Origin of the sequence: Streptomyces sp. NBC_00726 (genome assembly GCF_045161735.1) — a bacterium.
Lineage (GTDB): Bacteria > Actinomycetota > Actinomycetes > Streptomycetales > Streptomycetaceae > Streptomyces.
Window position 1 is genome coordinate 477736 of the sequence record NZ_CP108983.1, and the last position, 18912, is coordinate 496647.

Here is an 18912-nt window from a genome sequence, read left to right on the forward strand (position 1 = left end):
GTTACCCCTACTCACAATGAACCAGGTCCTGATATCGTTCTTCCCATGGACTCCCCCGACCCCGACGGCATGCTCGCCGAACAGCTGCTGCGGCTGACGCGCAGGCTTCAGCGCATCCAGGGCCGCCAGCTGGAGCCGATCGGCATCACACCGGCGCAGTTCCGGCTGCTGCGCACCGTCGCCCATTACGACGGACCGCCCCGGATGGCGGATCTCGCGCAGCGCCTCGACGTGGTCCCCCGTGCCGTGACCACGCTGGTCGACGCCCTGGAGGCGAGCGGCAGGGTGCGCCGGGTCCCCGATCCGGACAGCCGTAGGGTGGTCCGGATCGAGATCACGGACCAGGGCGTCGCCACACTCCGCTCGCTGCGCGACGCGCGCCGGGCGGCCGCAGAGGAGATCCTGGCTCCATTGACCGCCGACCAGCGCGAGGTGCTCGGCGGCCTGCTGACCGCCCTGGTCAACGGAATGCCGGAGCGTCGCTGCTGACCGTTCACGGGGCGCGGAACCGAGCCGCCGGACCGACGAACCGCCGAGGAGAACCACCATGCCGCTGCTGGAGCCGGACCCCGACACGCTGCGCCCCACGGCGGTGCGCCCGCCCTTCCACGACCGTGTCCCCGACGCGCGGGCGCAGGGCACCCCGGAGACGCTGCGCACCGAGCTGACCGCGCTGCTCGGCGCGGAAAAGGTGCTCTGGAAGGTCTCCGACCTGGTGAAGTACGCCTCGGACGCCAGCCCGTACCGCTTCGTGCCCCAGGTGGTCGTCGTCCCGGAGGACCTGGACGACATCTCGGCGATCCTGTCGTACGCGCACGGCAAGGGCCGCAACGTGGTCTTCCGTGCCGCCGGCACCAGCCTCAACGGCCAGGCCCAGGGCGAGGACATCCTGGTCGACGTCCGGCGGAACTGGGCGGGCGTCGAGGTCCTGGACGACGGCGCCCGCGCCCGTATCCGCCCGGGCACGACGGTCGTCCGGGCCAACGCCGCCCTCGCCCGGTACGGCAGGCTGCTGGGCCCGGACCCGGCCAGCGCCATCGCGTGCACGATCGGCGGGGTCGTCGCCAACAACGCCTCGGGGATGACCGCGGGCACCACCCGCAATTCGTACCGGACCGTCTCCTCGCTCACCTTCGTGCTGCCGAGCGGCACCGTCGTGGACACCGCCGACCCGGCGGCCGACGAGGATCTGGCCCGGGCCGAGCCGCGCCTGTGCGAAGGGCTGCTGGCGCTGAAGGCGGAGATCGGGGCGGACCCGGCGCTCACCGCCCGTATCCGCGCCAAGTACGAGATCAAGAACACCAACGGCTACCGGCTGGACGCGTTCCTGGACGGCTCGACCCCGGTGCAGATCCTGCGCGGCCTCATGGTCGGCTCCGAGGGGACGTTCGGCTTCATCTCCGAGGTCGTCTTCGACACCCTGCCGCTGGACCGCCGGATCTCCACGGCGCTGCTGTTCTTCCCCTCGCTGACCGCAGCGGCCGCCGCCGTCCCGCTGTTCAACGAGGCGGGGGCCATCGCGGTCGAGCTGATGGACGGCAACACCCTGCGCGCCTCGGTCAGCGTGCGGGGGGTCCCCGCCGACTGGGCCGGGCTGCCGAAGGAGACCACCGCGCTGCTGGTGGAGTTCCGGGCCCCGGACGAGCCGGGCCAAGAGGCTTACGAGCGGGCTGCGGCCGATGTGGTGCGCGGCCTTGAGCTGGTCCGGCCCGTCACCTCGGTGACCAACGAGTTCACCCGGGACGCCCGCACCATCTCCGGCTACTGGAAGGCCCGCAAGGCGTTCGTCACCGCGGTCGGCGGCTCCCGCCCCTCGGGTACGACACTGATCACCGAGGACTTCGCGGTCCCGCCGTCGCGGCTGGCCGACGCCTGCGAGGCGCTGCTCGCGCTCCAGGCCGAGCACGGCTTCGACGCCGCCGTCGCCGGTCACGCCGCCCACGGCAACCTGCACTTCCTGCTGGCGTTCGACGCGGCCCGGCCGTCCGACGTCGACCGGTACGCCGCCTTCATGGCGGACTTCTGCAAGCTGACGGTCGAGCGGTTCGACGGATCACTCAAGGCGGAGCACGCGACGGGCCGCAACATCGCCCCCTTCCTCGAACTGGAATGGGGCCCGCGGGCCACCGAACTGATGTGGCGTACGAAGCAGGTCATCGACCCCGACGGGGTGCTGGCGCCGCGGATCGTCCTCGACCGCGACCCGAAGGCCCATCTGCGCGGGCTGAAGACCATCCCGAAGGTCGAGGCCATCGCCGACCCCTGCATCGAGTGCGGCTTCTGCGAACCGACCTGCCCCAGCCACGACCTGACGACCTCACCACGCCAGCGGATCGTGCTGCGCCGCGAGATGATGCGCCAGCCCGACGGTTCGCCCGTCGAGACGGGCCTGGTCGACGCCTACGGCTACGACGCCGTGGACACCTGCGCCGGCGACTCCACCTGCAAGCTGGCCTGCCCCGTCGGCATCGACACGGGCGCCATGATGAAGAACTTCCGCCACCAGCGGCACTCCCCGCGCGAGGAGCGAATCGCCGCGCTCGCCGCCCGCCACTTCCGTACGGCGGAGACGGCGGCGCGGCTCGCGGTCGCCGCGGCGAGCCGGATCGACGACCGGCTGCTGCAAGGCGTCACCCGGCTCGCCCGCCGGGCGGTCAGCCCCGATCTGGTCCCCGAGTGGCTTCCGGAGATCCCCGGCGCCGCATCCCGCAAGCTGCCGCGCACCTCCAGGACCGGGGCGAGCGCCGTCTACTACCCGGCCTGTGTCAACCGCATCTTCGGCAGCCCGGACAGCCATCGCGGCCCGTCGCTGCCGCAGGCCATGGTCGCCGTGTCGGCCCGGGCGGGAAAACCCGTCTGGATCCCGGACGACGTCAACGGCACCTGCTGCGCCACCATCTGGCACTCCAAGGGCTACGACTCCGGCAACGCCGTGATGGCCAACCGGATCGTGGAAGCGGCCTGGGGCTGGACGGCCGGGGGAAAGCTGCCGCTGGTGGTCGACGCCTCCTCGTGCACGCTGGGCATCGCCCATGAGGTGGTCCCGTATCTCACCGAGGACAACCGGGCGCTGCACCGCGAGCTGACCGTGGTCGACTCCCTGGTCTGGGCGGCGGACGAGCTGCTGCCGGAGCTGACGGTGCTGCGGAAGGCCCGTTCGGCCGTGCTGCACCCGACCTGTTCCATGGAGCATCTGGACGATGTGGACCGGCTCCGCGCGGTCGCCGACGCCTGCGCGGACGAGGCCGTGGTCCCCGACGACGCCGCGTGCTGCGGTTTCGCGGGCGACCGCGGGATGCTGCACCAGGAGCTGACGGCGTCCGCGACCGCCAAGGAGGCCACCGCGGTGCGGTCCCGGGATTACGAGGCGTATCTCTCGGCCAACCGGATGTGCGAGATCGGCATGGACCGGGCGACGGGCCGCTCGTACCACTCCGCCCTGATGGAGCTGGAGTGGGCGACCCGCCCGGGTCCCGCCTGAGCGGTGCGCGTCAGGCGCGGAGGCCGGCCCGGTCGCCCATGACGATGACCGGGTGCTGCTTGGGGTCCAGGGTGCGCAGCAGCTGCTCCATGGCCTCCTTGGACACGCTCACGCATGCCGAGGTGCCGCTGCCGTGGTCCATGTGCAGCCAGATGCTGCCGCCCTTGGTCTGGCCCTGCGGGCGCGTCGGGTCGTTGGGCGGGGTGCCCTTGACCCGGTTGTAGTCGATGGCGATGACGTAGTCGAAGTCGTGCCAGTGCGACTTGGCCCAGTAGTGCGGGGCCTGGATCGAGGCGGTCTGCGTGTACGGGAGGCGGGCGCCCGGGTCGGGCAGGACACCGGCCGCGTCGCTGAGGGTGTAGACGCCGACGGGGCTGCGGTTGTCGTTCTCGTGGTGGTCGGGCGTCCAGCCCTTCTTGCCGTTGTGGCCCTTCCAGGAGGCGGCCTTGTCCCAGGTGGAGCCGGACTTGGTGTAGAGCACGACGGTGGAGTCCGCCGAGTCCTTGCCCTGGCCGTAGACGGCGACGACCTGGCGGGATTCGGCCGGGATCTGCGACTGGAGCCGGTCACCCACATCGGGGATGCGCTTCAGATCCTTGACGGGCGCCTTCGTGCTGCTCTTCCCGGCGGCCGGCCGCTCGGTGGCGGCGCCCTTCTTCGAGTCCCCTCCGTCACCGCAGGACGTCAGGGTCGTGAGCAGGACACCACAGGCGGCCGCCGAGGCCACCATCCGAACCGCACCGGCTATACGCATCCGTCCATGCTCGCACCTGGCGATGTACGCCGTTGTCCACCCCGGGCGGCCCCGGCGAAAGCGTGCCGAATCTTTACCCGCACCCCATAAAACCGTTTGCCGCGATCCCGGTGACAGGCGAGGCTTGCGCGGTCCGGTTCCCCGTCTGCGCATCCCGCAGGCGACTCGGCGCTGCCCCGACGCGCTTCCGCGGCGCATCGCGGGCCCGGTTTCTTCCGATCCCTTGGGATGTCATGCACATTCGCGATCTTCCGTACTCGGACCCCGGCGATCCCGACGTCCGTTCAGGCCCCCGCCTTCTGCTGTGGCTCGGCCGCAATCAGATCCGCGGACAGCTCAAGTCCTTGTTCTGGGGGCTGGTGCACCAGTGCTCGATCGCGGGATACCCGCTGACCGTGGGGCTCGCCGTCCAGGCGGTCGTGGACCGGTCCGGCGGCAGGCTCGCGCTGGCCGGTGCGCTGACCGCGCTGCTGGGCGTGCTGACCGCGGTGGGCGACGCGATGCTCCACCGGTCCGCCGTCACCAACTGGATCACCGCCGCCGCCCGCATCCAGCAGCTGCTGTCCCGTAAGACCGCCGAGCTGGGCTCGCTGCTGACGCGCCGGGTCGCGGCGGGCGAAGTGGTGGCCGTATCAACCGGTGACGTCGAAAAGATCGGCTGGTTCGTGGAAGCGCTCTCACGCTTCCTGGCCGCCGCCACGGTCCTCGTCGTCATCAGCGTGGGACTCGCCCTCTACCTCCCGTCGCTGGGCGTGCTGGTGGCCATCGCCATGCCGTTCCTGGCCCTGTCCGTCCTGCCGTTGCTGCCGCGCGCCACCCGGCGGGCGGATGTGCAGCGCGAGAAGGGCGGCCGGGCCACCGAACTCGCCTCGGACACCGTGGCCGGGCTGCGCGTGCTGCGCGGCATCGGCGGCGAGGAGCTGTTCCTGGACCGCTACCGGCGCGCCTCGCAGGAGGTCCGCGAGGCCGCCGTGCACAGCGCCCGGATGTGGTCGCTGATCTCGGCGGTCCAGGTCCTGCTGCCCGGCCTCCTGCTGCTCGCCCTGGTGGTGTACGGGGCCTCGCTGGCCCGGGACGGCAGGATCGAGGTGGGCCAGCTGGTGACGGTGTACAGCGCGGCGACCCTGACCCTGTTCCCGCTGCGGCACTTCGAGGAGATCGCCATGGCGTACTCCTTCTCCCGCCCCTCCGCGCAGCGCGCCGTACGTGTGCTGTCGCTGAGCCGGAACACCCGCCCGGCCACCGTCGGCACCGTCCCGTCCGGCGACCTGTACGACCCGCTCACCGGGCTGCTGGCCCCGCAGGGCCGGTTCACCGCGGTCGTCTGCGGCGACCCCGACGAGGCGGGCCGGCTGGCGGAACGGCTCGGCGGCCACGCCCAGCCCGAGGCACCGGACACCGACGCCCCCGAACCGCCCTCCGTCCTGCTGGGCGGGGTGCCGCTGGACGAGCTGGAACCGGACGCGGCACGGACCGCCGTGCTCGTCCAGGACAAGGACCCGGTGCTGCTCTCGGGCACCCTGCGCGAACTGCTGGACGTGCCGTCGTCCGGGCAGGTGGCGGCCGCGGCCGCGCTGTCCGCCGCGCAGTGCGACGACGTGCTGGCCGCGCTGGCGCAGGCGTCCCCCGAGCCGGACCGCGAGCCGCTGGACACCCGGATCACCGAACGCGGCCGGTCCCTGTCCGGCGGCCAGCGCCAGCGGCTCGCCCTGGCCCGGTCGCTGCTCACCGACCCGGACACGCTCGTCCTGGACGAGCCCACATCGGCGGTCGACTCGCACACCGAGGCCCGTGTCGCGGCGGGCGTCAAGGCGCTGCGTACGGACCGTACGACCGTCGTGTTCTCCTCGTCGCCCCTGCTCCTGGACCTGGCCGACCGGGTGGCGCTGGTGCACGGCGGCACGGTGGTGGCGGTCGGCACGCACCGCGAGCTGATGCGGACCGAGGACCGCTACCGCGCCGTAGTCACCCGCGAGCCGGAAGCCGCGCACCAGGAAGTAGAGGAACGGGCATGAAAGGACAGGCAGCAATGACCGGCGTCGCCCCACCGGCCCACGTACCCCCCGCCTACGACCCGGCGGCCCCCGAGAGCGCCACCACCCTGCCGGTCGGCCGGCCCGCGACCGTACGGGCCTATGTCCTGGAGCTGATGCGGCGCCACCGCAGGCCGTTCCTCGTGGTGACCCTGCTCAACACGTTCGCGGTGATCTCCTCCATCGTGGGCCCGTATCTGCTGGGCGGGCTCGTGGAGGACCTGTCCGGCGGGGTCCGCGACCTGCATCTGGAGCGCACCGCCGCGGTGTTCGCGTGCGCGCTCGTGGTGCAGACGGTGGCCACCCGGATGATGCGGCTGCGCAGCGCCATGCTGGGCGAGGAGATGCTCGCCGACCTCCGCGAGGACTTCCTCGTCCGCTCGGTGCGGCTGCCTCCGGGGGTGCTGGAGCGGGCCGGTACGGGTGATCTGCTGTCCCGGATCACCACGGACATCGACCGGCTGGCCAACGCCATGCGCGAGGCCGTCCCGCAGCTGACGATCGGCGTGGTGTGGGTGGGCCTGCTGGTCGCCGCCCTCACCGTCACCGCTCCCCCGCTGGCCCTCGCGGTGGTCGTGGCGCTTCCCGTGCTGCTCATCGGCTGCCGCTGGTACTTCCGCCGGGCCCCGGCGGCGTACCGCTCGGAGGCCGCCGGTTACGCGGCGGTCGCCGCGGCCCTGGCGGAGACCGTGGACGCGGGGCGGACCGTGGAGGTGCACCGGCTGGGGGCGCGCCGGGTCGCGCTGTCGGACCTTCGCGTCAAGCAGTGGACGGCGTGGGAGCGGTACACGCTGTTCCTGCGGACGGTGCTGTTCCCGGTCGTCAACATGACGTACGCGACGATCCTCGGCGCGGTCCTGCTGCTGGGCGGCTGGTTCGTCATCGAGGGGTGGATGAGCGTCGGTCAGCTCACCACGGGGGCGCTGCTCGCGCAGATGATGGTGGACCCGATCGGTCTGATCCTGCGCTGGTACGACGAGTTGCAGGTGGCGCAGGTGTCGCTGGCGCGGCTGGTGGGCGTCCGGGAGATCGAGCCGGACGCCGGCGACACCGCGGTCGCCCCGGACGGCCGGGACGTGCGGGCCGACGAGGTGCGCTTCGGGTACGTGGACGGGGTCGATGTGCTGCACCGGGTGTCGCTGGACGTCGCGCCGGGTACACGGCTGGCGCTGGTCGGCCCGTCGGGGGCGGGCAAGTCGACGCTGGGGCGGCTGCTGGCTGGAATCTACGCGCCCCGGACCGGTGACATCACCCTGGGCGGGGCCGAGCTGTCGCGGATGGCGACGGAGCGGGTGCGGTCGCACGTGGCGCTGGTCAACCAGGAGCACCATGTGTTCGTCGGCTCGCTGCGGGACAACCTGCGGCTGGCCCGTACGGACGCCGAGGACGCGGAGCTGTGGGCGTCGCTCGCCGCGGTCGACGCCGACGGCTGGGCGCGGGCGCTGGACCAGGGGCTCGACGCGGAGGTCGGTTCGGGGGGTCTGGTGATCACCCCGGCGCAGGCCCAGCAGATCGCGCTCGCCCGGCTGGTGCTGGCCGATCCGCACACGCTGGTCCTGGACGAGGCGACGTCGCTGCTCGATCCCCGGGCGGCCCGCAACCTGGAGCGGTCGCTCGCCCGGGTGCTGGAGGGCCGCACGGTGGTGGCGATCGCGCACCGGCTGCACACCGCGCACGACGCGGACGTGATCGCCGTGGTCGAGGAGGGCCGGATCACGGAGCTGGGCAGCCATGACGAGCTGGTGGCGGCGGATGGGGCGTATGCGGCGCTCTGGCGCTCCTGGCACGGGTGACATGGCCCGGGGGCCGACATGGCGTCCGGGGGCCGGTGCGCCGGCCCCCGGATCCGGTGCCCGGACTCGGCCCCCGGACGGCTCAGATGACGTTCATCGCCGCCGCCGCGCCCACGCCTCCGAGGATCATGAAGACCGGCATCAGCACCTTGATCTCCACCCAGCTGCCGGCCTTGAAGCGCATGGCCTTGGGCGGGCCGATCGGGTACCAGCGCTTGCGGCCCAGCGGGATCGGCCACAGGATCGGGCAGCCCGAGACGGTCAGCGCGTCGCCGATGTCGTGGACGAGGGCGCCGAGCACGATCGGCAGGCCGAGCCAGAGGTATTCCTGACCGGGGTCCGTGAACAGCCAGTCGGCGCCATTGCCCGGCTTGTCGAGGACACCGGCCAGAATCCAGGCGCTGGTCGCGCCGAGCAGCCACACCAGGACGTCGCTGGAGACGCGGGCGGCCCGCCACAGCAGTCCTTCGACGGCGAGGACCAGGTGGACGAAGAGGATCGCGAGGACGCCCCAGCGCCCGCCGGTGTACGCGACGGCGGAGGCGCCCGCGCCGATCAGGACGGCCCAGGCCCAGGTGTGGGTGAGGGTGCGGTGGCCGCCGTTGCGGTTGGAGTCGCCGCGCAGCTTGGTGGCCTTGTAGACGGCGTGCGAGAGCTTGTCGACGATCTCGCACACCCCGCGTGAGAGGGGCCCGAAGGCGCGCGAGATGGTCGCGGACTTGTGGTCGAGGTCGGGGGCGAGCGCGGCGCCCGCGCTGATCAGCGCCCCGACGGCGAGGACGGGCCACGGCATGGTGTGGCCGGCGGCCGCCGCCGCGGCGCCCACCCCCAGCCAGGCCGCCGCCCCCGACAGAGAGTGTGCCGGTCCCATCATGACTGCCGAGCCCCCGTAGGTGTCGCCGAGTGCGCCGGGCGGTGGCCGGGCGCGGGATTCCGGCCACCGCCGTTGCGGTGTGGCCGAGTTGAGAGGGAAGCGTATCGTCCGTGATCTTCGGGCCGTCGTCCGGTTCCCTCATCGGGGTGGAAGACAGGCAAGATGGGGGCGTGACCCTTATCGATCAGCTGCCACCGACCGACGATCCCGACGCTCTCTTCGAGGCTTTCTCGTCCTGGACCGAGACGCAGGGGATCACCCTCTACCCGGCTCAGGAGGAGGCGCTGATCGAGGTGGTGTCGGGGGCCAACGTGATCCTCTCGACGCCGACCGGGTCCGGGAAGAGCCTGGTCGCGGCGGGTGCGCACTTCACGGCGCTGGCCCAGGACAAGGTCACCTTCTACACCGCGCCGATCAAGGCGCTGGTCTCGGAGAAGTTCTTCGACCTGTGCAAGCTGTTCGGCACGGAGAACGTCGGCATGCTCACCGGGGACGCCTCGGTCAACGCCGACGCCCCGGTGATCTGCTGCACCGCCGAGGTGCTGGCCTCGATCGCGCTGCGGGACGGGAAGTACGCGGACATCGGCCAGGTCGTGATGGACGAGTTCCACTTCTACGCGGAGCAGGACCGGGGCTGGGCGTGGCAGATCCCGATCCTGGAGCTGCCGCAGGCGCAGTTCGTCCTGATGTCGGCGACGCTCGGCGACGTCCGGATGTTCGAGGAGGACCTGACGCGGCGCACCGGCCGCCCGACCTCCGTGGTCCGTTCGGCGACCCGTCCGGTCCCGCTGAGTTACGAGTACCGGCTGACGCCGATCACCGAGACGCTGACGGAGCTGCTGGAGACCCGGCAGTCGCCGGTGTACATCGTGCACTTCACGCAGGCGGCGGCGGTGGAGCGGGCGCAGTCGCTGATGAGCATCAACATGTGCACCAAGGAGGAGAAGGAGAAGATCGCCGATCTCATCGGCAACTTCCGCTTCACCACCAAGTTCGGCCAGAACCTCTCGCGGTACGTGCGCCACGGGATCGGGGTGCACCACGCGGGCATGCTGCCCAAGTACCGCAGGCTGGTGGAGAAGCTGGCGCAGGCGGGTCTGCTGAAGGTGATCTGCGGTACGGACACGCTGGGCGTCGGCGTCAACGTACCGATCCGCACGGTGCTGTTCACCGCGCTCACCAAGTACGACGGCACCCGGGTGCGGACGCTGCGGGCGCGGGAGTTCCACCAGATCGCCGGCCGGGCCGGGCGGGCGGGCTTCGACACGGCGGGGTTCGTCGTGGCCCAGGCCCCGGAGCACGTCATCGAGAACGAGAAGGCGGTCAAGAAGGCGGGTGACGACCCGAAGAAGAAGCGGAAGGTCGTCCGCAAGAAGGCCCCCGAGGGCTTCGTGGCCTGGTCGGAGACCACCTTCGACAAGCTGATCCAGTCCGATCCGGAGCCGCTGACCTCGCGTTTCCGGGTGACGCACACGATGCTGCTCTCGGTGATCGCGCGGCCGGGCAACGCCTTCGAGGCGATGCGGCATCTGCTGGAGGACAACCACGAGCCGCGCCGGGCGCAGCTGCGGCACATCCGCCGGGCCATCGCGATCTACCGTTCGCTGCTGGACGGCGGTGTGGTGGAGCAGCTGGACGTGCCGGACGCGGAGGGCCGCATCGTGCGGCTGACCGTCGACCTCCAGCAGGACTTCGCGCTGAACCAGCCGCTGTCCACGTTCGCGCTGGCCGCGTTCGACCTGCTGGACCAGGAGTCGCCTTCGTACGCCCTGGACATGGTCTCGGTGGTGGAATCGACGCTGGACGATCCGCGTCAGATCCTGGCCGCGCAGCAGAACAAGGCGCGCGGTGAGGCGGTCGGGCAGATGAAGGCCGACGGCATCGAGTACGAGGAGCGGATGGAGCTGCTCCAGGAGGTGACGTACCCGAAGCCGCTGAGCGAGCTGCTGTGGCACGCGTACGACGTCTACCGGCGCAGCCACCCGTGGGTGGGCGACCATCCGGTGTCGCCGAAGTCGGTGATCCGTGACATGTACGAACGGGCCATGACGTTCACGGAGTTCACGTCGAACTACGAGCTGGCGCGGACCGAGGGCATCGTGCTGCGGTATCTGGCGAGTGCGTACAAGGCGCTGGAGCACACCATTCCGGACGATCTGAAGTCCGAGGACCTGGAGGATCTGATCGCCTGGCTGGGCGAGATGGTCCGGCAGGTCGACTCCAGTCTGCTGGACGAGTGGGAGCAGCTGGCCAACCCCGAGGTGGAGACCGCCGAGCAGGCGCAGGAGCGGGCGGACGAGGTCAAGCCGGTCACGGCGAACGCCCGCGCGTTCCGGGTGCTGGTGCGCAACGCGATGTTCCGCCGGGTGGAGCTGGCCGCGCTGGACCGGGTCCGTGATCTGGGCGAGCTGGACGCGGCCGCGGGCTGGGACGAGGACGCGTGGGGCGAGGCGATGGACGCGTACTGGGACGAGTACGAGGAGCTGGGCACCGGTCCGGACGCGCGCGGTCCGAAGCTGCTGAGGATCGAGGAGGACGCGGCGCACGGGGTGTGGCGGGTCCGTCAGACGTTCGCCGATCCGAACGGCGACCACGACTGGGGCATCAGCGCGGAGGTCGATCTCGCCGCGTCGGACGAGGAGGGCCGGGCGGTCGTGCGGGTCACGTCCGTGGGCCAGTTGTGAGAGCGGAGAAGAACGGCATGACGAACCCCGCCGAGCGCCTGGTCGACCTGCTCGACCTGGAGCGGATCGAGGTCAACATCTTCCGGGGCCGGAGCCCGGACGAGTCCCTTCAGCGGGTCTTCGGCGGCCAGGTCGCGGGGCAGGCGCTGGTGGCGGCGGGCCGCACCACGGACGGGGACCGGCCGGTGCACTCGCTGCACGCGTACTTCCTGCGGCCGGGGCGGCCCGGGGTGCCGATCGTGTACGACGTGGAGCGCGTCCGGGACGGCAGGTCGTTCACCACCCGCCGGGTGACGGCCGTCCAGCAGGGCCGGACGATCTTCAACCTGACGGCGTCGTTCCACCGCCCGGAGGAGGCCGGCTTCGAGCACCAGCTGCCGCCGGCCCGGGTGGTGCCGGACCCGGAGGAGCTGCCGACGGTCGCCGAGGAGGTGCGCGAGCACCTGGGCGCTCTGCCGGAGGCCCTGGAACGGATGGCGCGGCGCCAGCCGTTCGACATCCGTTACGTGGACCGGCTGCGCTGGACACGCGAGGAGGTCGAGGACGCGGACCCGCGCAGCGCGGTGTGGATGCGCGCGGTGGGCCCGCTGGGCGACGACCCGCTGGTGCACACCTGCGCGTTGACGTACGCGAGCGACATGACGTTGCTGGACGCGGTCCGTATCCCGGTGGAGCCGCTGTGGGGGCCGCGCGGCTTCGACATGGCGTCGCTGGACCACGCGATGTGGTTCCACCGGCCGTTCCGGGCGGACGAGTGGTTCCTGTACGACCAGGAGTCGCCGGTCGCGACGGGCGGCCGGGGCCTGGCACGCGGCCGGATCTACGACCGGGCGGGGAATCTGCTGGTGTCGGTGGTCCAGGAGGGCCTGTTCCGGCGGCTGGGCGACGCGCCGTCCGCGTAACGGCTCAGCGACAGGCGGACACGCCCTAGCCCTTCCGGGCGATACCGGCCGTTGAGTACGCCGCCCCAGCGCGAGCCCTCGTGGTCGCCGTGTGCGGGGGCGCGGAAGGTGGTCTCGCGCGCTGCCGTGCGGGGGCGCCGGAGGAGGCGGCGGATGTCGGCGGATCAGGTGTACACGGGGCTCGGGCTGATCGTGGTGCTCGCGGTCGGCGCGCAGTTGCTGGCGAGCAGGTTGCGGGTGCCGGCGCTGCTCGTGCTGCTGCCGGCCGGGTTCACCGCCGGGGCGCTCACCGACGACGTCGATCCGCAGCGGCTGCTCGGGAGCGCCTTCTCGCCGCTGGTGTCGCTGGCGGTGGCGGTGATCCTGTACGACGCCGGCCTGGGGCTGGATCTGAGGCGGCTGAAGGGGCACAACCGGCGGGTGGTGATCCGGCTGCTGTGGCTGGGGGCGCTGCTGACGATGGTGTCCGCCGCGCTGTTCGCCGTACCGGTGCTGGACATGTCGGCGCAGGCGGCGGTCATGCTGGCGGCGATCCTCGTGGTGTCCGGGCCGACGGTGGTGGGGCCGCTGCTCGCCTTCGTACGGCCCACCGAGCGGTTGCAGCGGATTCTGGTCTGGGAGGGTTCGCTGATCGATCCGGTCGGCGGGATTCTGGGGGCGCTGGTCTTCCATGGGGTCCTGGCGGGCAGCCGGCCCGGGTTCGGCGCCGGTTTCGGGCACTTCCTGGCCAGTGCGGCGCTGGGCCTGGGGGCGGGCGCGGCCGGTGCGGGGGTGCTGTGGCTGGTGCTGGGGCGGGTGCGGCTGAGCGAGGAGCTGGCGACCTCGGTGCAGCTGGCGGCCGTGATCGGGGTGGCGGCCGCCTGCGACGCACTGCGCGACGACACGGGGCTGATCTCCGCCGTGGTGATGGGGATGGCCCTGGCGAACCTGCCGGGACTGGAGCTGCCCACGCGCCGGCCGTTCTTCGAGACGCTGGTCTCCCTGATCATCGGGCTGCTGTTCGTCTCCATCTCGGCGACGGTCACCCCGGAGTCGCTGCGGCATGTGGTGCTGCCGGCGCTGGCACTGACCGCGCTCCTGGTCCTGGTGACCCGGCCGCTGATCGCGCATCTCGCGGCGGCGGGCACCGACGTACCCGGGCGGGAGCGGTGGTTCATCGGCTGGATGGCGCCCCGGGGCATCGTCGCCGCGGCCACCGCCTCCACGTTCTCGGCCGAACTCGCCGCGCACCACATCGCCGGTGCCGAGCGCATCCTGCCCGCCACCTTCGTGGTGATCGTGGCGACCGTCATGCTCTACGGCCTGACGGCGTTTCCGGTGGCCCGGCGGCTCAGGGTGCTGCGCCCGGCCCGGTCCAGGCCGCTGCTGGTGGGCGGGGCGCCCTGGGCGGTCGATCTGGCGCGCGCCCTGGGTGCGGCGGGGCTCGACGTGCTGATGTGGGCGGGCGCGGCCGAGGAGCGGGCGCGGATCGAGGCGGCCGGGCTCGAACTGGCGCCGGGCGAGCTGATGGCCTCGGCGGAGGGGTTCGGCGCGGTGCTCGAAGGGATCACCGATGTGCTGCTGCTCACCGGTGAGGACGACTTCAACGCGCTGGCCTCGCTGACGCTCCGGGAGAGCGTCGAGGGGACGGTGCACCGCCTGGCGCCGTCCGCGGCGAGCGAGGGTGTGGTGGCTCCGTACGCCGGGGGCGAGTCGCTGTTCGACGCGGGCCTCACCCAGCCCGAGATCGTCCGGCGCCACGCGGCCGGGGCGCGGGTGGTGACGCGGGCGGCGGACGGCCCGCCGGCGGCCGGGGAGCAGGTGCTCTTCGTGGTGCGTCCGGAGGGCCGGCTGGTGCCGGTCACGGACGGCGTGCGCCCGGAGCCGGTGCCGGGCGACACGCTCGTACTGCTGACGGAGGCGTGAGGCGCGCTCACGTCTTCGCGCGGCCGGTCCCGTCCGTGCAGAGTGCCCAGATGATGAAGACGTCGATGGCGATGAGCACGAGGGACCACAGCGGATAGTGCGGCAGCCAGGCGAAGTTGGCGAGTGCTCCGAGTCCGGCGAGGATCACGCCGACGACGCGGGCCCAGAGGGCTCCGGTGAACAGGGCGCAGCCCGCGAGCACGATGACGATGCCGAGGATGAGGTGGATCCAGCCCCAGCCGGTCAGGTTGAACTGGAAGACATAGTTGCGTGTGGTGACGAAGACGTCGTCCTTGGCGATGGCGGAGATCCCCTGGAAGACCGCCATGATCCCGCCGAAGATCATCAGGACCGCGGCGAACGCGGTCCAGCCCGTTCTGAAGGGGTGGTGTGATCCGCCGGTGCCTTGTGGAGCCGCCGGTGCGCTGCCGGTGCCGGCCATCTCGGGCCTCCTTTGCTCGCACGGTCGCCCGACACGGACCGGATCCGAACCGGGCGTTCCGCTTCCAGCGTGGCACGGGTGCGCGTGTCCGGCAGAACGGCGGGCGGCGGGCGCGGACCGGGCGGCCGCGGCCGGCGCACCGCCCGCTTAGGATCACGTCGCAGCCGGTCCGCGCGGGGATGCGGCCCGGCGTTCGTGGAAGGACCTGCCCCATGACCGAGATCGTCCCGGTGTCCGGCCCCGAGCTGGTCACCTATGCCGACGAGCTGGCCGCCCTGCTGGTGGAGACCGTCGAGAACGGCTCGTCCGTCGGCTTCCTCGCGCCCCTGGACCGGGGCGCCGCCGCCGAGTGGTGGCGCGCCCGGGCCGCGTCCGTGGAGGCGGCCGGGCTCCAGGTGTGGATCGCCCGGGACGGGGAACGCATCGCGGGCACCATCGGCCTGGTCCGGGCTCCGCTGCCCAACGCCCGCCACCGCGCGGAGGTGACCAAGCTGATGGTCCGCCCCTCGGCGCGCGGGCGCGGGCTCGGCCGTGAGCTGCTGGCCGCGGCCGAGGGCACGGCGGCCGAGGACGGCGTCACGCTGCTGGTCCTGGACACCGAGAGCGGCAGCCAGGCGGAGCGGCTGTACCGGGCGGCGGGCTGGACGGAGTGCGGTTCCGTTCCGGACTACGCGGCCGGGCCGGACGGGGTCCTGAAGCCGACGACCTTCTACTACAAGGCGGTCGGCCGCGTGACGGACGTACCCCTGGGGTGAGAATGGGCCGGGAAGACACGGACGAGGAGACATCCATGACGCTGTACGACATTCCGCTGCGCACCCTCACCGGCGAGCCGACGTCGCTGGGCGACTACCGCGGCCGGGCGGTGCTGCTGGTGAACGTGGCATCCAAGTGCGGGCTGACGCCGCAGTACGCGGGTCTGGAACGGCTCCAGAAGGAGTACAAGGACCGGGGCCTCACCGTGCTGGGTGTGCCGTGCAACCAGTTCGGCGGCCAGGAGCCGGGGACCGCCGAGGAGATCGAGACCTTCTGCTCGACCACGTACGGGGTGAGTTTCCCGCTGCTGGAGAAGACCGAGGTGAACGGTGCGAACCGGCACCCGCTGTACGTGGAGCTGACCCGGTTCGCGGACGCGGAGGGCGAGGCAGGGGACATCCAGTGGAACTTCGAGAAGTTCCTGATCTCGCCGGCGGGCGAGCCGGTGGCCCGCATCCGCCCCCGCACCGAGCCGGACGCGCCCGAGCTGGTCGCCGCGATCGAGGCGCAGCTGCCGGGCTGATCCTCTTCCGTTCGCAGCGGGCGACGGGCAGTCCTGCGGTGGCCCCTCCGGGTTCGCGGTCCGAGTGTGCCCTTGATGCCGGCCCGGGCATACGCCCGGGCCGGCACTCCTCATAACCGGCACTCCTCATAAATGGACGCGACGTTCATTTCATGGTTATATGGACTTGCGTTCATAAGGCGCCATCGACCGACGAGGAGATCCCATGAACACATCCACGCCCGGCCGCGTCGCTCTCGTCACCGGCGGCTCCGGCGGCATCGGCCGCGCCACGGCGGAAAGGCTGGCCAAGGACGGCGTCTCGGTCGCCGTCCACTACTCCGGCAACCGGGCCAGGGCGGAGGAGACCGTCGCAGCCATCACCGCGGCCGGCGGCCGTGCGATCTCCGTGGGCGGCGACATCGCCGACGAGAACGCGATGCGTACCGCCTTCGAGACCGTGGATTCCGCGTTCGGCGGCATCGACGTCGTGGTGAACACGGCCGGCATCATGGTCCTCGGCCCGGTCGCGACCTTCGACCTCGACGACCTGGACCGCATGCACCGCACCAACATCCGCGGCACGTTCGTCGTCAGCCGGCAGGCCGCGCGCAGCCTGCGCCCGGGCGGCGCGATCATCAACTTCTCCACGTCCGTGGTCCGCACGCAGTTCCCCCAGTACGGCGCCTACGTCGCCAGCAAGGCCGCCGTGGAGGCCATGACCCTCGTCCTCGCCAGGGAACTCCGCGGCCGCGACATCACGGTCAACGCCGTGGCCCCCGGCCCCACCGCCACCCCGCTCTTCCTCCAGGGCAAGGACGAGGAGACCATCGACAAGCTCGCCAAGGCGGCCCCGCTGGAGCGCCTCGGCAAGCCGGAGGACATCGCCGAGACCGTCGCCTTCCTCGCCGGCCCCGCCCGCTGGGTCAACGGCCAGGTCATCTACACCAACGGCGGCCTCGCCTGACCGGGCTCGGCCACACCCTCTGAAAGGTCCCCATGCCCTCCACTGGCAACATCGTCGTCATCACGGGCGCCTCCAGTGGCTTCGGCGCCCTCACCGCCCGGGCCCTGGCAGACGCCGGCCACACCGTGTACGCGGGCATGCGCAACACCACGAGCCGCAACGCGCCGCAGGTCCAGGCCGCGGCCGACTACGCCCGCGAGTACGGCGTCGATCTGCGCGCCATCGAGCTCGACGTGAACGCGCAGGACTCCGTCTACGCGGCCGTCGCCCAGGTCGAGGCCGAGTCCGGCCGGATCGACGTGCTCATCCACAACGCCGGCCACATGGCCACCGGCCCCTCCGAGGCATTCACCCCGGAACAGCTCGCGGAGCTGTACGACGTCAACGTCCTCTCCACCCAGCGCGTCAACCGCGCCGCGCTGCCCGGCATGCGCCGCCGGGGCCGGGGACTCGTGCTCTGGGTGTCCAGCAGCAGCGTCAAGGGCGGTACTCCCCCGTACCTCGCCCCCTACTTCGCGGCCAAGGCCGCCATGGACTCCCTCGCCGTGTCCTACGCGGCCGAGCTGGCCCGCTGGGGCATCGAGACCACGATCGTCGTACCCGGATCGTTCACCAGCGGCACCAACCACTTCGCCCACTCCGGCCGCCCCGCGGACACCTCCGTCGAGGCCGAGTACGCAACGAAGTACCCCGGGCTCATGGATCAGGTCGCGGAGAAGCTGGCGGCCCTCGCCCCCGAGAACGCGAACGCGTCCATGGTCTCCGACGAGATCGCGCGCATCGTCGCCCTGCCGGAGGGCGACCGGCCCTTCCGCGTACACGTCGACCCCGCGGACGACGGGTCGGAGGAGGTCTCGGACACCGCCGACCGCGTCCGTGCCACGTTCCTGGAGCGAATCGGCCTCGCTGACCTGCTGAGCGGCGGACACTGACCTTGCACGGATGGCGTACGGGCCTCGGCCCGCACGCCTCCGGCACGGACCGCAGCGCCACCAACCCCTCACCCCGATCAGGAGCATCCCGTGTCAGAGGCCGCGAAAACCCCGGCGAGCAGAGGCCGTGGACGGCGACCCGCAGAGGAGGTGCGGGCGGAGGTCCTGCACGCCGTCGGCGAACTGCTCCTGACGGAGGGGACGAGTCGCCTCACCTTCGAACGGATCGCGAAGGCGTCGGGCGCCAGCAAGACCACTCTGTACAAGTGGTGGCCGTCCATCGGCGCGCTCGCACTCGACGGCTATTTCCATGCCGTCGAGGACACTCTCGCCTTCCCCGACACAGGGGACATCCGAGCGGATCTGCTCACGCAGCTGCATGCCTTCGCCGAGGTGATGACCCGGACACCCGGCGGGCGCGTCCTCACCGAGCTCATCGGCGCCTCCCAGACCGATGCGCAACTGGCCGCCTCCTACCGGGACCTGTACTCCGCCCAACGCCGCAGGCTCGCGGGCGAGCGGCTGCGGCAGGCCCAGGCACAGGCTCAGATCCGCCCCGACGTCGACGTGCAGGTCATGGTGGACCAGCTCTGGGGAGCCGTGTACCACCGGCTCCTGATACCCGATGAACCGGTCACCGCGGCCTTCGTCACCGCCCTGGTGGACAACCTCCTCCTCGGGGTCGCCACCCGCCCGGAGCCCGGCCCGGCCGGCTGAGCCGGAGGATCATCGAGCGGCATGACCAGCCCGCACCCACGAAAGCTCTGTTTTTTCACCCTCCTGACGACCTCTTGCGGCTGTGTGTTCACGTCAATACAGTTCCCCGCGTAAAGTTGCAGCGCTGCCGGTGGTCCGTTCGCGGCCCCACGGGGCGCCGCAGTGGAGAA

The 18912-nt window shown here is 71.8% G+C and carries 15 protein-coding genes; 12 read left to right on the forward strand and 3 right to left on the reverse strand.

What is annotated here, in order from left to right; all coding sequences use genetic code 11:
- The first annotated feature begins 45 nt into the window (after nucleotides 1-45).
- The gene (locus tag OG338_RS01990) at nucleotides 46-489 is read left to right on the forward strand and encodes a MarR family winged helix-turn-helix transcriptional regulator (RefSeq protein WP_405935665.1); all 444 of its coding nucleotides are present in this window, start codon (nucleotides 46-48) and stop codon (nucleotides 487-489) included.
- 58 nt (nucleotides 490-547) lie between these two features.
- Nucleotides 548-3481, forward strand: a complete 2934-nt coding sequence (locus OG338_RS01995; RefSeq protein ID WP_405935666.1) for an FAD-binding and (Fe-S)-binding domain-containing protein — start codon at nucleotides 548-550, stop codon at nucleotides 3479-3481.
- A 10-nt stretch (nucleotides 3482-3491) separates the two neighbouring features.
- On the opposite strand, the gene OG338_RS02000 is transcribed toward OG338_RS01995, so the two are convergent.
- Nucleotides 3492-4211, reverse strand: coding sequence for a L,D-transpeptidase family protein (locus tag OG338_RS02000; protein WP_405940291.1), 720 nt, complete (start codon nucleotides 4209-4211; stop codon nucleotides 3492-3494).
- Nucleotides 4212-4468: 257 nt separating this feature from the next.
- On the opposite strand from OG338_RS02000, the gene OG338_RS02005 reads away from it, so the two are divergent.
- Entirely contained in the window at nucleotides 4469-6250 is a 1782-nt protein-coding gene (locus tag OG338_RS02005) for an ABC transporter transmembrane domain-containing protein (protein ID WP_405935667.1), read from the forward strand.
- A 14-nt stretch (nucleotides 6251-6264) separates the two neighbouring features.
- Nucleotides 6265-8061 carry an ABC transporter ATP-binding protein gene (locus OG338_RS02010; RefSeq protein ID WP_405935668.1) on the forward strand — a complete coding sequence of 599 codons (1797 nt, stop codon included), beginning with the start codon at nucleotides 6265-6267 and terminating at the stop codon, nucleotides 8059-8061.
- Between the two features lie 82 nt (nucleotides 8062-8143).
- Here the strand turns inward: OG338_RS02010 and OG338_RS02015 are convergent, their stop codons facing one another.
- A complete protein-coding gene (locus tag OG338_RS02015; RefSeq protein WP_405935669.1) occupies nucleotides 8144-8935 on the reverse strand; it encodes a metal-dependent hydrolase in 792 nt (263 codons plus the stop codon).
- A gap of 170 nt (nucleotides 8936-9105) precedes the next feature.
- Here OG338_RS02015 and OG338_RS02020 point away from each other — a divergent pair, with 170 nt between their 5' ends.
- The 3 genes from OG338_RS02020 (at nucleotide 9106) to OG338_RS02030 (ending at nucleotide 14426) form a co-directional block, all read left to right on the forward strand.
- The gene (locus OG338_RS02020; protein ID WP_405935670.1) at nucleotides 9106-11619 is read left to right on the forward strand and encodes a DEAD/DEAH box helicase; all 2514 of its coding nucleotides are present in this window, start codon (nucleotides 9106-9108) and stop codon (nucleotides 11617-11619) included.
- Between the two features lie 17 nt (nucleotides 11620-11636).
- Nucleotides 11637-12521 carry an acyl-CoA thioesterase gene (locus OG338_RS02025; protein ID WP_405935671.1) on the forward strand — a complete coding sequence of 295 codons (885 nt, stop codon included), beginning with the start codon at nucleotides 11637-11639 and terminating at the stop codon, nucleotides 12519-12521.
- Nucleotides 12522-12674: 153 nt separating this feature from the next.
- Nucleotides 12675-14426 (forward strand): cation:proton antiporter, encoded by a 1752-nt coding sequence (locus OG338_RS02030; RefSeq protein WP_405935672.1) that lies wholly within the window; start codon nucleotides 12675-12677, stop codon nucleotides 14424-14426.
- A 7-nt stretch (nucleotides 14427-14433) separates the two neighbouring features.
- On the opposite strand, the gene OG338_RS02035 is transcribed toward OG338_RS02030, so the two are convergent.
- On the reverse strand, nucleotides 14434-14868 hold the full coding sequence (locus OG338_RS02035; protein WP_405935673.1) for a hypothetical protein: 435 nt from the start codon (nucleotides 14866-14868) through the stop codon (nucleotides 14434-14436).
- A gap of 212 nt (nucleotides 14869-15080) precedes the next feature.
- On the opposite strand from OG338_RS02035, the gene OG338_RS02040 reads away from it, so the two are divergent.
- From OG338_RS02040 to OG338_RS02060, 5 genes are all read left to right on the forward strand, one after another.
- Nucleotides 15081-15623 carry a GNAT family N-acetyltransferase gene (locus tag OG338_RS02040; protein ID WP_405935674.1) on the forward strand — a complete coding sequence of 181 codons (543 nt, stop codon included), beginning with the start codon at nucleotides 15081-15083 and terminating at the stop codon, nucleotides 15621-15623.
- Nucleotides 15624-15658: 35 nt separating this feature from the next.
- A complete protein-coding gene (locus OG338_RS02045) occupies nucleotides 15659-16147 on the forward strand; it encodes a glutathione peroxidase (RefSeq protein WP_405935675.1) in 489 nt (162 codons plus the stop codon).
- Between the two features lie 205 nt (nucleotides 16148-16352).
- The gene (locus OG338_RS02050) at nucleotides 16353-17093 is read left to right on the forward strand and encodes an SDR family oxidoreductase (RefSeq protein WP_405935676.1); all 741 of its coding nucleotides are present in this window, start codon (nucleotides 16353-16355) and stop codon (nucleotides 17091-17093) included.
- A gap of 32 nt (nucleotides 17094-17125) precedes the next feature.
- Nucleotides 17126-18025 (forward strand): SDR family oxidoreductase, encoded by a 900-nt coding sequence (locus OG338_RS02055; RefSeq protein ID WP_405935677.1) that lies wholly within the window; start codon nucleotides 17126-17128, stop codon nucleotides 18023-18025.
- Between the two features lie 150 nt (nucleotides 18026-18175).
- On the forward strand, nucleotides 18176-18742 hold the full coding sequence (locus tag OG338_RS02060; RefSeq protein WP_405935678.1) for a TetR/AcrR family transcriptional regulator C-terminal ligand-binding domain-containing protein: 567 nt from the start codon (nucleotides 18176-18178) through the stop codon (nucleotides 18740-18742).
- Nucleotides 18743-18912: the final 170 nt, after the last annotated feature.

What these genes read in the sequence shown, in the direction of transcription:
- OG338_RS02025 (WP_405935671.1), top strand. Translation starts at nt 11,637, where the DNA reads ATGACGAACCCCGCCGAGCGCCTGGTCGACCTGCTCGACCTGGAGCGG.
- OG338_RS02035 (WP_405935673.1), bottom strand. Translation starts at nt 14,868, where the DNA reads ATGGCCGGCACCGGCAGCGCACCGGCGGCTCCACAAGGCACCGGCGGA.
- OG338_RS02030 (WP_405935672.1), top strand. Translation starts at nt 12,675, where the DNA reads ATGTCGGCGGATCAGGTGTACACGGGGCTCGGGCTGATCGTGGTGCTC.
- OG338_RS02000 (WP_405940291.1), bottom strand. Translation starts at nt 4,211, where the DNA reads ATGGTGGCCTCGGCGGCCGCCTGTGGTGTCCTGCTCACGACCCTGACG.
- OG338_RS01990 (WP_405935665.1), top strand. Translation starts at nt 46, where the DNA reads ATGGACTCCCCCGACCCCGACGGCATGCTCGCCGAACAGCTGCTGCGG.
- OG338_RS02055 (WP_405935677.1), top strand. Translation starts at nt 17,126, where the DNA reads ATGCCCTCCACTGGCAACATCGTCGTCATCACGGGCGCCTCCAGTGGC.
- OG338_RS02005 (WP_405935667.1), top strand. Translation starts at nt 4,469, where the DNA reads ATGCACATTCGCGATCTTCCGTACTCGGACCCCGGCGATCCCGACGTC.
- OG338_RS01995 (WP_405935666.1), top strand. Translation starts at nt 548, where the DNA reads ATGCCGCTGCTGGAGCCGGACCCCGACACGCTGCGCCCCACGGCGGTG.
- OG338_RS02015 (WP_405935669.1), bottom strand. Translation starts at nt 8,935, where the DNA reads ATGATGGGACCGGCACACTCTCTGTCGGGGGCGGCGGCCTGGCTGGGG.
- OG338_RS02050 (WP_405935676.1), top strand. Translation starts at nt 16,353, where the DNA reads ATGAACACATCCACGCCCGGCCGCGTCGCTCTCGTCACCGGCGGCTCC.
- OG338_RS02010 (WP_405935668.1), top strand. Translation starts at nt 6,265, where the DNA reads ATGACCGGCGTCGCCCCACCGGCCCACGTACCCCCCGCCTACGACCCG.
- OG338_RS02045 (WP_405935675.1), top strand. Translation starts at nt 15,659, where the DNA reads ATGACGCTGTACGACATTCCGCTGCGCACCCTCACCGGCGAGCCGACG.
- OG338_RS02040 (WP_405935674.1), top strand. Translation starts at nt 15,081, where the DNA reads ATGACCGAGATCGTCCCGGTGTCCGGCCCCGAGCTGGTCACCTATGCC.